Source organism: uncultured Stenotrophomonas sp. (genome assembly GCF_963519125.1).
Classification (GTDB): domain Bacteria; phylum Pseudomonadota; class Gammaproteobacteria; order Xanthomonadales; family Xanthomonadaceae; genus Stenotrophomonas.
The window spans coordinates 26,487-39,697 of the sequence record NZ_CAUQLJ010000005.1 but is presented as its reverse complement, the minus strand read 5'-3'; the positions used below and the strand labels follow the sequence as shown (position 1 = coordinate 39,697).

General features: G+C 67.8%; 8 protein-coding genes. 5 read left to right on the top strand and 3 right to left on the bottom strand.

Annotation, left to right across the window (positions count from 1 at the left end):
* Positions 1-128: 128 nt before the first annotated feature.
* Both RYM47_RS05490 and ggpS read left to right on the top strand, forming a co-directional pair.
* On the top strand, positions 129-1,391 hold the full coding sequence (locus tag RYM47_RS05490; RefSeq protein ID WP_315386544.1) for an MFS transporter: 1,263 nt from the start codon (positions 129-131) through the stop codon (positions 1,389-1,391).
* 62 nt (positions 1,392-1,453) lie between these two features.
* A complete protein-coding gene (gene ggpS / locus RYM47_RS05485; RefSeq protein WP_315386700.1) occupies positions 1,454-3,697 on the top strand; it encodes a glucosylglycerol-phosphate synthase in 2,244 nt (747 codons plus the stop codon).
* Here the strand turns inward: ggpS and bla are convergent, their stop codons facing one another.
* A complete protein-coding gene (gene bla / locus RYM47_RS05480) occupies positions 3,698-4,597 on the bottom strand; it encodes a class A beta-lactamase (RefSeq protein WP_315386699.1) in 900 nt (299 codons plus the stop codon).
* 145 nt (positions 4,598-4,742) lie between these two features.
* On the opposite strand from bla, the gene RYM47_RS05475 reads away from it, so the two are divergent.
* A complete protein-coding gene (locus tag RYM47_RS05475) occupies positions 4,743-5,609 on the top strand; it encodes a LysR family transcriptional regulator (RefSeq protein WP_315386543.1) in 867 nt (288 codons plus the stop codon).
* Positions 5,610-5,917: 308 nt separating this feature from the next.
* Here RYM47_RS05475 and RYM47_RS05470 read toward each other — a convergent pair whose 3' ends face one another.
* Positions 5,918-7,771, bottom strand: a complete 1,854-nt coding sequence (locus tag RYM47_RS05470) for an ABC-F family ATP-binding cassette domain-containing protein (protein WP_315386542.1) — start codon at positions 7,769-7,771, stop codon at positions 5,918-5,920.
* 219 nt (positions 7,772-7,990) lie between these two features.
* On the opposite strand from RYM47_RS05470, the gene RYM47_RS05465 reads away from it, so the two are divergent.
* A complete protein-coding gene (locus tag RYM47_RS05465) occupies positions 7,991-10,396 on the top strand; it encodes a TonB-dependent receptor (protein ID WP_315386541.1) in 2,406 nt (801 codons plus the stop codon).
* Between the two features lie 87 nt (positions 10,397-10,483).
* Entirely contained in the window at positions 10,484-12,184 is a 1,701-nt protein-coding gene (ybaL, locus tag RYM47_RS05460; RefSeq protein WP_315386540.1) for a YbaL family putative K(+) efflux transporter, read from the top strand.
* Here the strand turns inward: ybaL and RYM47_RS05455 are convergent.
* Positions 12,181-13,068 (bottom strand): GyrI-like domain-containing protein, encoded by an 888-nt coding sequence (locus RYM47_RS05455; protein WP_315386539.1) that lies wholly within the window; start codon positions 13,066-13,068, stop codon positions 12,181-12,183. The two genes, ybaL and RYM47_RS05455, sit on opposite strands and share 4 nt — an antisense overlap.
* Between the last annotated feature and the right edge of the window lie 143 nt (positions 13,069-13,211).

Below are 13,211 nucleotides of genomic sequence, written 5' to 3'. Positions count from 1 at the left end.
GCAACCACCCTAGCCCGCATGCGCGCACAGCGCAAATTCCCCGTCGTTTTACTGCAACAAAGGGTTGATTGCGTCTGTGTTAGGGTAATAAGCGTGACCTGTTCGCCTTCCCCACGAAGGTTGCGCGCATGTTGCGGCTGACCGCCCTGCTGGCAGGCGTCGCGCTGCTGTTGACCGGCAGCGGGCTGCTTGGCACCTTGCTGGCGGTAAGCGGTGGTGAGGCCGGCTTTGGTGCCGGTACGTTGGGCCTGGTGATGTCCGGTTATTTCGCGGGCTTCTTCATGGGCACCTTCTTCGCGCCGTCGCTGATCCGCCGTATCGGCCATATCCGTGCGTTCGCCTTCTTCGCTGCCCTCGCCGCCATTGCGGTGCTGCTGCATCCGCTGTGGCTGAACGCCTGGCTGTGGGGGCTGCTGCGCATCATCACCGGCATCGCGCTGGTCGGGCTGTACACCGTGATCGAAAGCTGGCTCAACGCCGAGCCGGACCCGCGCCAGCGCAGCCGCGCGTTTTCGCTGTACATGGTGGTGAATCTTTCCGCATTGGCACTCGGCCAGATCCTGCTGATGGTCAGCAACGCACCGTCGATCGCGATGTTCATGCTGATCGCCATGCTCGTCTGCGCGGCGGTGCTGCCGATCACCGCGACCCGCCTGATTCCGCCGGAAGTGCCCTCGGTGCCGCGCCTGAAGCTGTCCCACCTGTACGCGATGGCGCCGGTCGCCACCGTGGCGGCCGGCCTGTCCGGACTGGCCATGGGTGCGTTCTGGGGACTGCTGCCGGTGTATGCCGGTGAGGTTGGGCTGAACAGCGACGGCGTGGCGCGCTTCATGCTCACCGCCATTGCCGGCGGCGCGCTGCTGCAGTGGCCGCTGGGCCATATCAGCGATGGGCACGACCGCCGTACCGGACTGGTTGCGCTGTGCCTGGCCGCTGGCGGCATTGCGGTGATCGCAGCCATGCCGATGGTCCAGGTGCAGACCTGGCTGCTGTTCGGGCTGTTCTTCTTCTATGGCGGCCTGGCGTTTTCGCTCTACCCGTTCGCGGTGGCGCACATGCTCGACTACCTGCCGCGCGAACACCTGCTGTCCGGCTGCTCCAGCCTGCTGCTGGTGCATGGCGTGGGCGCGGCGATCGGCCCGGCGCTGGCCGGCGCGGCCATGCAGCAGTTCGGCACGGCTGCCCTGCCCTTGTACTTCGCCGTCGTGCTTGGTGCGCTGGCCCTGTTCACCACCGCGCGCCTGCTCAGCTTCAGCCGCCTGCGCACGCATCCGGTGGTGTTCCGGCTGATGTTGCGCACTACGCCGGCGGCGCTGGAGCTGATGCCCGAAACCGACGTCGCGCCACCGCCGGATACCCCTCCCAACCCGCCTGATAAGGAAGTTCATTGACTGTATCGACACCCGCCACGCCCACCTCACCCCGCACCACGTCGGCCCCGCCGGCACCGCAACTGATCCTCGCCACCGACCTGGATGGCACCTTTCTCGCCGGCGACCCTGCCGCGCGCCACCGCCTGTACCGGCTGGTCGACCAGCACCCCGGTATCCGCCTGATCTTCATCACCGGCCGCGGCCTGGAAGCGGTGATGCCGCTACTCTCCGATCCCGCCATTCCGCGCCCTGATTACGTGGTCTGCGACGTAGGCGCGACCGTAGTCGACGGCCATACCCTGCAGCCGCTGCAGCCCCTGCAATCGATGATCGACGCGCACTGGCCCGGTGAACACGTGGTCGCTGCGGCGATGCGCCCGTTCACCGCGCTGCAGCGCCAGGACGTGCCTCAGGAGCGCCGCTGCTCATATTTCTGCGATCCCGAAACGCTGGCGCCGCTGCGCGCGCAGATCCAGGCGGCCGCCGAGGCGCTGGGCTGCGACGTGCTGTATTCGGCCGACCGCTACCTGGACATTTTGCCGCCGGACACCGACAAGGGCCGCACCCTGGCCGCGCTGGCGCGCCTGCTGGAGCTGCCGCGCGACCGCATCCTGGTCGCCGGTGACACCCTCAATGACCTGTCGATGTACCGCGCCGGCTTCCGCGGCGTGTGCGTGGGCGAATCCGAGCCGGCGCTGACCGAGGCCACCGCCACGCTCGAACACACCTTCCATGCACAGGCGCCGGGCTGCGGCGGGATTCTCGAAGCGATCGAACACTTCGGCCTGCTTGCCGCCGATGATGCCTGGCTGCAGGCCCCGGCACAGGCGCGTGCCGAAGGTGCCGACCTGGTGATGGTGTACCACCGCCTGCCGTTCGATGAAGTCGTGGAAGACGGTGTCGTGGTACAGCGCCCACCGCGTTCACCGAACGGCATCATCCCTTCGCTTCTGAGCTTCTTCGAAGGCGGCCAGAAAGGCTCCTGGGTGGCGTGGGGCATCGACGATCCCAAGCGCGGTCCGTTCCAGACCCACCTGCAGGTGGATGCCGAGCGCTACCCCACCCTGACTGCCGCGCGCGTGCCGCTGAGCAAGCAGGAGGTGGACATCTTCTACAAGCGCTTCTCCAAGGAAGCGTTCTGGCCGATGCTGCACGCATTCTGGGAACGCGCGCGATTCCGCGAGGACGACTGGCAGGTCTACCTCAAGGTGAACCGCAAGTTCGCCGAAGCGGTGGCCGCCGAAGCCGCACATGGCGCCACGGTGTGGATCCACGACTACAACCTGTGGATGGTACCCGGCACGCTGCGCGAGCTGCGCCCGGACCTCAAGATCGCCTTCTTCCACCACACCTACTTCCCATCGGCCGACGTGTTCAACGTGGTGCCGTGGCGACGCGAGATCATCGGCAGCCTGCTCAGCTGCGACTACATCGGATTCCATATTCCGCGCCAGGTGGAGAATTTCGTCGACGTGGTACGCGGTGCGATGCCGGCCGAACGCCTGGCCTGGGAAAGCTGCGCGCCGCGCTTCCTGACCTACGGCTGCGCAGTGGGCTTGGACACCATGACCACGCGCCTGCGCGTGGGCGACCGCGACGTAGCGCTGGGTGCGCATCCGGTTGGCACCGACCTGCGCCGCATCCATGCGGTGCTGGCGCGCGCGGAGGTGCGCAACGACATCTTCAAGCTGCGTCGTGAGATCGGCGCGCGCAAGCTGGTGCTGTCGGTGGAGCGGCTGGACTACACCAAAGGCACGCTGGCCAAGCTGGAGGCGTTCGAGCGCCTGCTGGAGCAGCATCCCGAGCGGCAGGGCAAGGTCACCCTGCTGATGGTGTGCGTGCCGGCCGCGCGCGAGATGACCGTGTACCGCACGTTGCAGAACCAGATCGAGCAGGCCGTGGGCCGGATCAATGGGCGTTTCTCGCGGCTGGACTGGACCCCGGTGCGGTTCTTCGCGCAGGCCTTGCCGTTCGAAGAGGTAGTGGCGCATTACGCGGCGGCGCAGGTGATGTGGATCACGCCGCTGCGCGATGGCTTGAACCTGGTAGCCAAGGAGTTCGTGGCCACGCAGGGGATTGAAGGCACCAATGGGGTGCTGGTGCTGAGCGAGTTTGCTGGCGCCGCAGCCGAGTTGAAGGGCGCGGTGTTGACCAACCCGCATGACCCGGCCGATCTCACCGCGGGGTTGTTGCAGGCATTGTCGATGCCCGACGAGGAAGCCGGTGGTCGCATGCGCCAGCTGTTCGGCAGCGTGGAGTATTACGACGTGGATCGCTGGGGGCGGGACTTTCTGCAGGCGGTGCGGGATTCGGGGAACGGTTGATCAACCGCGCATCAACCGCTCCGCGATAACCGCTACCTGCCGCAACACGTCATTGCGCCCGGCGTCATCGACGCTGGCGCCCTGCAGGTAGCTGGTCAGCACCCACGGCGCGCCGCCGGCCAATGGCCACAGGATCGCGATGTCGTTGGTGGTGTCCTCGCCATTGCTGCCGGTCTTGTCGCCCACCCGCCAGGCGGGCGACAGGCCGGCACGCAGGCGCGTGTCGCCGGTTTCGTTGTTGATCAGCCAGTCGGCCAGCTGCAGCCGCGACGGCGTGCTGAGCGCATCGCCCAGTACGAAGCGCTGCAGGCTGGCCGCCATCGCCGCCGGGCTGGTGGTGTCACGCGGGTCGCCCGGCGCGAACTCATTCATCTCCGGCTCCAGCCGGTCGTTGCGGGTCACCGCGTCGCCGTGTCCGCGCAGGAAGGCCGTCACCCCGGCCGGGCCACCGACCACGCCCAGCAGCAGGTTCGCCGCCGGGTTGTCGCTGGTGACCATGGTGGCGCGGCACAGGTCGCGCACGGTCAGGTCCTTGCCGACATGGCGCTTCGTCACCGGCGCATGCGAGAGCATGTCCTGCTGGCGCACCGGCAGGCGCCGGTCCAGCGACAGGGTGCCTTTGTCGGCCAGGTGCAGCACGGTGGCCGAGAGCGCGAACTTGAAGGTGCTGCACATCGGGAAGCGCTCATCCTGGCGGTGCCCGACCCGGGCGCCGGTGGCAGTGTTGAGCAGGGTCACGCCCAGGCGGCCACCGCTGGCCCTTTCCAGCGCCGCGAAGTCGCTGGCCTGGGGCTTGGCGTTGGCCAGCACGGTCGGCGGGGCCTTGGCCAGGACGGTGGCGGCGAAGGCGGACGCGGCGGCGGCGCCGGTCATCTGCAGGAAGTGGCGGCGGGCGAGCATGGGCGATTCCTTGGTGGGCAGGGCTGCAGTATCGGCATGCGGCCCGGCGCGGCACCAGCGCGGATTTTCAAGGAGAGGCATTAGTAGCACTCATGCCTCGGGTGCCGGGGTACCATCAGGCATCAACATTCCTCACGGCTCGCAGATGCTTCGCCCCCAGCTCCCGCTCAACGCCCTGCGCGCCTTCGAGGCGGCTGCGCGCCACCAGAACTTCACGCGCGCGGCGTTGGAGCTGTGTGTCAGCCAGGCCGCGCTGAGCCATCAGATCCGGGGGCTGGAGGAACGCCTGGGCGCGGTGTTGTTCCATCGCCTGCCACGCGGCGTGGCGCTCACCGACGAGGGCGCGCGGCTGTACCCCGTGCTCAACGAAGCGTTCGACCGCATTGCGGTGAGCCTGGATCGCTTCGTTGGCGGGCATTTCCGCGAGGTGCTCGGGGTGGGCGTGGTCGGTACCTTCGCCACCGGCTGGCTGCTGCCACGGCTGGCGGACTTCAATGCGCGCCACGCGGATATCGAACTGCGCATCCAGACCCACAACAACCGCATCGACCTGGCCGGCGAAGGCCTGGACCTTGCGATCCGCTTCGGCGACGGCGACTGGCAGGGCCAGGTGAGTACACCGGTACTCGAGGCGCCGTTCGCGCCGGTGTGCGCGCCGGCAGTGGCACGCGGACTACGGCACCCGCGCGATCTTGCCGGTGTTCCGTTGCTGCGCTCGTACCGCAGCGATGAATGGCCGCAGTGGTTGCAGGCTGCCGGAGTCGCCGAGCTGGAAGCACGTGGCCCGGTGTTCGATTCATCGCTGACCTTGGCCAGCGCCGCAGCAGCGGGCGTCGGCGTGGCGCTGCTGCCGCTGAAGATGTTCGAACAGGACCTGGCCGAGGGGCGGCTGGTGCAGCCGTTCGCGGCGACCTTGGAACTGGGCAGCTACTGGCTGACCAGGCTGCGTTCCCGCACCGAAAGCGATGCAGCGCGCAGATTCCGCGAATGGTTGGAAGTACAGCGCGCCTGACGGAAACCCAGCGGTAGGGTCGGTTCCCAAACGACCGCACGCAGCGGTGCAACGCGCGGTGACGCATGACCTGCATCGGAGAGGCGCCTTCGGTGGGCACCCTGCGTTAAAGCACCTCCAGGCAACGTCGGCGGTCGTTTGGGAACCGACCCTACCAAAGCAGCATCGCGGGACATCCAGCATCGCGCGACATCCGGTATCGCGCGTCATCCAGCACCGCGCGACATCCGGCGCCGCGCTGCACCACGTCATTGCATTGCAGCTTCGTGCACGCGCGCCGCCGCGGCGAGTGCCGTGGCGGCATGCAATTACGCCATCAATTCCATCCACGCGGCTTCGGCTTTTTCCAGCTGCTGTGCAGTGGCTTCGCGGTCGCGACCGATCACGGCCATGCGGGTGGCGTCTGCATAGATGGCCGGATCGGCCAGCTGGCGATCCAGCTCGGCCAGCTTGCTTTCCAGCTCGTTGACCTTGGCTTCGGCGCTGGCCAGCTTGACCGGGTTGACCGCTTTCTTCGCCGGCATCGGCGGAGTGGGCGGCACCGGGTCCGGCGCGGCGGCAGCCATCTTCTGCTTGGTGCCCTGTGCGGCCGGACGCGAACGCAGCCAGGCTGCGTACTCGTCCAGGTCACCGTCGAACGGTTCGACCACGCCGTCGGCCACGCGCCAGAAGGTGTCGCAGACCAGGCCGATCAGGTGGCGGTCGTGCGAGACCATCACGATCGCGCCTTCGAACGTCGCCAGCGCTTCGGCCAGCGCTTCGCGCATTTCCAGGTCCAGATGGTTGGTCGGTTCGTCGAGCAGCAGTACGTTCGGCTGCTGCCAGGCGATCATCGCCAGCGCCAGGCGCGCGCGCTCACCGCCGGAGAACCCGTCCACCGGCTCGAACGCCCGGTCGCCTGCGAAATTCCACTTGCCGAGGAAATCGCGGAACGCCTGGTTGCTGCCATCCGGCGAGATGTCGCGGAAGTGATCCATCGGCGACTGGCCTTCGTGCAGCGACTCCACCGTGTGCTGGGCGAAGTAACCGATGCGCAGGTCCGGATGCGCCGAACGCTCGCCGGACACCGGGTCCAGCTCGCCCACCAGGGTCCGCACCAGCGTGGTCTTACCCGCGCCGTTCGGACCCAGCAGGCCGATGCGCTGCCCCGCTTCCAGGCCAAAGCCCACGTTGTGCAGGATCACCGCGTCCGGGCTGTAGCCCGCCTCGACATCATTGAGGCGGATCAGCGAGAACGGCAGCTTGGTCGGCGGGGCGAATTCGATGCGGAACTCGCGCTCGGCGCGCACCGCTTCGGTTCCGGTCAGCTTGGCCAGGCGCTTCATGCGGCTCTGCGCCTGGGTCGCCTTGCTGGCCAGCGCCTTGAAGCGGTCGATGAAGCTCTGCAGGTGGGCGCGCTCGGCCTGCTCCTTCTCGTGCGCGATCTGCTGCTGGCGCAGCTGCTCGGCGCGCTGGCGCTCGAAGTCGGTGTAGCCGCCCGGGTACAGCTTGGCGCCGCCACCGTGCAGGTGCAGGGTGTGGGTGGCCACGTTGTCCAGGAACTCGCGGTCATGCGAGATCAGCAGCAGCGTGCCCGGGTACTTCAGCAGCCACTGTTCCAGCCAGAACACCGCGTCCAGATCGAGGTGGTTGGTCGGTTCGTCGAGCAGCAGCAAGTCGCTCGGCATCATCAGCGCACGCGCCAGGTTCAGGCGCGCCCGCCAGCCACCGGAGAAGGTGGAGACCGGACGCGAATGCGTGTCGGACGGGAAGCCCAGGCCATGCAGCAGCTTGCCGGCGCGGGATTCGGCGTCGTACGCCCCGATCTCGGCCATCTTCTGGTGGGCATTGGCCACCGCTTCCCAGTCCTCGCGCGCGGTCGCCTCGGCTTCTTCGCGCAGCACGGCGGCGACCTCGGTGTCGCCTTCCAGCACGAACAGCAGTGCCGGGTCGGGGATCGCCGGGGTTTCCTGGGCCACGCTGGCGATGCGGATCTTGCCGGGCAGGTCGACATCGCCCTTGTCCGCCTCCAGTTCGCCCTGCACGGCCGCGAACAGGCTGGACTTGCCGGCCCCGTTGCGGCCGACCACGCCCACGCGGTAACCCGCATGCAGGGTCAGGTCGACGTTGGACAACAGCAGCCGCTCGCCGCGGCGCAAGGCGAAGTTACGAAGGGAGATCATCTGGGGGGTCCATATAACGGAATGGAATGTGCTGGTAAGCACCTTTCCTGCGACGCAATTCTAGCGTTAACGAATACTTGACGGGCCCCGGGATGCGCGGCAGGCCTCGTCTCTCTCCCACGACCCTGCCCGCGCTTTCCCCGGGACCCTCCCCACCCGCGCCGCCAGATCGACGTAACTTGTTGCTTTTGCGACAGTTTCAACCGGAGCTTCATCCTGATGAACCGCAAGACCCGTACGCTTGCCGCCGCCGTCGCCGTTGCCCTCGGCTCCACCGCTTTCGCCGCCGCTGCCCAGGACGCCCCGCCGTCCGCCACCGCCCGCGCCAGTGCGCCGACCCTGGACACCGTGATCGTCACCGGCACCCGGGTCGCCGATCGCACCGTGGCCGAGTCGCAGTCGCCCATCGATATCGTCACCCCCGAGGTGCTGCAGTCCACCGGCACCACCGAGCTGGCCACCGCGCTGGCCCGCGCCCTGCCGTCGCTGAACTTCCCGCGCCCGGCGCTGACCGACGCCACCAGCGGGATCCGCCCGGCGCAGCTGCGCGGCCTGTCCCCGGACCAGGTGCTGGTGCTGGTCAACGGCAAGCGTCGCCACACCTCGGCCCAGATCAACGTCAGCGGCAGCATCGGGCGGGGTTCCTCGGCCGTGGACATCAACGCCATTCCGATCTCGGCCATCGAGCGCGTCGAAGTGCTGCGCGACGGCGCCTCGGCCCAGTACGGCTCCGACGCCATTGCCGGGGTCATCAACATCGTGCTCAAGGGTTCCAGTGCCGGCGGCAGCCTGGCGCTGGACGCCGGCCAGTATTCGGCGGGCGACGGCAACAAGTACCAGCTTTCCGGCGACACCGGGATCGGCTTCGCCGATGGGCGCGGCAGCCTGCACGTGGCCGGCCAGATCCTGCAGCAGGACGAAAGCAACCGTGCCGGCCCCTATCAGGGCACCACCCCCAACACCGGCAACTTCCCTGCCATCGGTGCAACCACCTTCGTGGTGGGCGACCCGCAGGTGGACGCGACCGCCGCCTCGGCCAACGCCAGCTTCCAGTTCAGCGACCACGTCTCGGCCTATGCCACCGCGATGGCAAGCAACCGCGACATCACCTCGTTCGCGTTCTACCGCTCGCCCAACCACAGTTCGCAGGGCGCGCTGCTGGCGCAGGTGTACCCGGACGGCTACGTCCCGGAAATCAACCAGTATTCCAAGGACCGTTCGCTGGTCGCCGGGGTCAAGGGCGACACCGACAGCGGCTGGACCTGGGACGTGAGCTACAACCGCGGCCAGAACAGCATCGACTTCCACACCCGCAACAGCATCAACTACAGCCTGGGCACCGCCAGCCCGCGCGACTTCTACGACGGCACCCTGGAATACACCCAGGACATCGGCAACGTGGACATCACCAAGACCCTGGACTGGGGCCTGGCCTATCCGGTGACGCTGTCCTTCGGCGGCGAATACCGTCGCGAGAACTGGGAACAGAGCCCCGGCGCGCTGGAGTCCTACACCGGCAGCGGCGCACAGGGCTTTGCCGGCTTCACGCCGGGCAATGCGGTGGACGCCAGCCGCCACAACTACGCGGTGTATGCGGGCCTGGAAGCGGACCTGACCGACAAATTCTCCGCCGGTGCCACCGGCCGTTATGAGGACTACTCCGATTTCGGCGACAAGTTCTCCGGCAAGCTCTCGGCCCGCTACGCGTTCACCGACAAGCTCGCGCTGCGTGCCACTGCATCGTCCGGTTTCCGCGCGCCGTCGCTGGCGCAGCAGAGTTACCAGGCGGTGACCAGCACGATCATCAACGGGGCATTCGTCGAACGCGGCACCTTCCCCACCACCAGTCCGGCCGCGCAGGCGCTGGGTGCCAGTCCGCTGAAGGCGGAAAGCTCCACCTCCTACAGCCTGGGCCTGGTGCTGCAGCCGGTGGACCGGCTGTACCTGACCGTGGACGCGTACCAGATCGACATCGACGACCGCATCGTGCTGTCCACCAACATCACCACCAATGCGGCCACCAACAGTCTGCTGGCCGGGCTCGGCCTGCCGCAGGTCACCGCGTTCTCGTACTTCACCAACGGCGTGGACACCCGTACCCGCGGCGTGGATGCGGTCGCCAGCTACACCTTCCCGTTCAGCGCGAGCTCGCTGGAACTGACCGCGGCCTACAGCTACAACGACACCGAGGTGAAGAAGTTCATCGCCTCGCCGGCCGCGTTCGGTGCGCTGGGCCTGACCCAGTCGCTGATTGGCCGCGATGAGATCGGCCGCATCGAAGACAGCTACCCGCGCGACAAGGCCATCCTCAGCGGTACCTGGCGTTCGGATCATTGGGACCTGAACCTGGCTGCGACCCGCTACGGCGAGTTCACGGTGCGCAATTCAGCCACCCCGACCCGCGACCAGACCTATGACGCTTCGTGGGTGCTGGACGCTTCGGTGGCCTACAAGCCCAGCGAGAACTGGACCCTTACCCTCGGCGCGGACAACATCCTGGACCAGTACCCGGACCGCACCGCCGACCTGCAGAACTCCACCTGGGGCATGCTGCCGTACAGCAACTACTCGCCGTACGGGTTCAATGGCGCGTATGTGTATGGGCGCGTGACCTACAAGTGGTAACCGGTTGATCCGGCAAATCGCGACGCGGTTTGCCGGATCAGGCCGCATCGGTGAAAATCGGGGCATCCCCCTGTTCTGCGAGCCCCGATGCACCATGACACCGACCTGATCAACATCGTCGCCGTTGGCCTTGGGCTCGCCTTCATCCTGGGTGCGCTGGCCAACAAGCTGCGTTTGTCTCCGCTGGTCGGTTACCTGGTTGCTGGCATCTGTGTAGGCCCGTTCACCCCCGGCTTCGTCGCCGACCAGGCGCTGGCCAACCAGCTGGCCGAAATCGGCGTGATGCTGCTGATGTTCGGGGTCGGCCTGCACTTCTCGCTGAAAGACCTGATGGCGGTCAAGGCGATCGCCATTCCCGGCGCCATCGGCCAGATCCTGGTCGCCACCCTGCTCGGCTGGGGCCTGGCCTGGCTGATGGGCTGGCCAGTAATCCACGGCGTGGTGTTTGGTTTCTCGCTGGCTACTGCCAGTACCGTGGTGCTGCTGCGCGCGATGGAAGAGCGCCGCCTGCTCGAAACCCAGCGCGGCAAGATCGCCGTGGGCTGGCTGATCGTGGAAGACCTGGCGTGTGTGCTGGCACTGGTGATGATGCCGGTGCTGGCCGGCGTGTTCGGTCCGGACGCTGCCAAGGAAACCCATACCGTGGGCAGCGTGCTGGCCAGCATCGGCTGGACCTTCGTGCAGCTGGGCCTGTTCGTCGCGGTCATGCTGGTGGTCGGGCGCCGGGTGATTCCGTGGATCCTTGAGCGCATCGCCAGCACCGGCTCACGCGAGCTGTTCACGCTCTCGGTGCTGGCCATCGCGCTGGGCGTGGCGTTCGGCTCGGCCATGCTGTTCGGCGTGTCGTTCGCCCTCGGCGCGTTCTTCGCCGGCATGCTGCTCAACGAATCCGAGCTCAGCCACAAGGCCGCCAACGACTCGTTGCCGCTGCGCGATGCGTTCGCCGTGCTGTTCTTCGTGTCGGTCGGCATGCTGTTCAACCCGGCCATCCTGATCGAGCATCCGTGGCAGGTACTGGCTACCGCCGCGATCATCATGTTCGGCAAGTCCGCGGCGGCGTTCTTCATCGTGCGCGCGTTCGGCCACCCTACCGGTACCGCACTGACCATTTCGGCCAGCCTGGCGCAGATCGGCGAATTCGCCTTCATCATCGCCGGGCTCGGTGTCAGCCTGAAGATCCTGCCGCCAACCGGCCAGGCGCTGGTGCTGGCCGGTGCGCTCATCTCGATCATGCTCAACCCGCTGGTATTCGGTCTGCTCGACCGCTGGCTGCTGAAGCACCAGGAAACCACCCCGGCCGCAGTGGAAACCGACCTGCCGCCCGGGCCGTCGCTGGACCTGCACGACCACGCCCTGGTGATCGGCTACGGCCGGGTCGGCAGCGCACTGGCCCAGGTGCTGCGCGACCGTGGCGTGCCGGTACTGGTGATCGACGACAACAAGGAGCACGTGGCCGAAGCGCATGCGGCCGGCCTGCCTGCGATCCGCGGCAGTGCCGCCTCCGACCGGGTGCTGGCCGAAGCGCATCCCGAGCGCGCGAAAATCGCAGTGCTGGCCATTCCGCAGCCGCTGGAAGCCGGCGAAACCCTGGCCAAGCTGCGCGCGCTCAACCCCGGATTGACGCTGCTGGCCCGCGCGCACAGCGACGCCGAGGTCAAGCACCTGCTCGAGCACGGCGCCGACGGCACGGTCATGGCCGAGCGCGAACTGGCGTACTCACTCGCGGAAATGGTCATGTCGACCCCGCCGTACCGCACGTTGGGCAAGAACACCATTCCGGTGGTCTAGGCCTCGGCCAGCGGCACGCAGATGTCCGCGCGCAGGATGGCCTCGGGGACCGCTTCGGGGTCATCCAGATAGTGGTAGTAGAGCGGAGCATTGCGCAGCGCCCGGCCACTGCCGGGCAGCCACTGCTGCAGGAGCGCGTCGGTCGCCGCTTCCAGGCCGGCGTAGCTGCCCACATGTCGCAGCACCGCATGCGCGCCCCCGCCCAACGTCAGCCGCCGCAGCGGCGCGGGTACCGTCACCGGCAACGCACCGAAGCCCATGCCGCAGTCGAACAGGCAGTCGCTCGGCGCCACGTCGCGGTGGTCGTTCAAGGCGATGCCCACCAGCTGCTGCAATTGTTCGGCCAAGCCCTGGTCGGCCGCCCACGCGAACAGCGTGCCGAACGCCCGGTCCAGGTCGTCGAACGCGCCCTGGCTGCGCAGCACCACCACGTCGAACGGCTCCAGCATCGCCACCTGCACCTGCAGCGGCGCGGCCGGTGCGTCATGGTCGGCGGCGGGGAGCGCCAGGTGCCGTTGCCAGCGTGCGCGTAGCGAAGCGTCATCGCGCAGCGCGCCCGGCGTGGCATCCAGCTCCCGCCGGGTGGTGCGGGCCAATGCCTGCGGACTCTCGAAACCCGCCTGCAGGGCCACGTCGGTAACCCGGGCATCGGGCGTGCCCAGCAGGTGCAGGGCCTGCGCCAGTCGTAGCCGGGCCACGGTGCGCCCCGGCGTTTCCCCGGTCAGCGCGCGGTACAGCCGATGGAAGTGGTACGGCGACTGGTGCGCGATGGCGGCCAATGCGTCGAGGTCGGGCAGCGGTTCGGCGTGGCGCAGGCAGGCCTGCAGGTGGGCGATGACGCGATCAATGCCGTGGCGCTGGCGGATCTGGGCAAGGCGGCTCATGTCGGGCTCCATCCGGGGGTGGGTCCAGCGTGCATCGCAGGCCGGGGAGATGCGTGGCCGATCTTGCGCAGTTTGCCTGACACGATCGTACCGGCACCCCGCGATCTGCAACCAGTCCGATGGGCAGGGGGACCACCCCACCT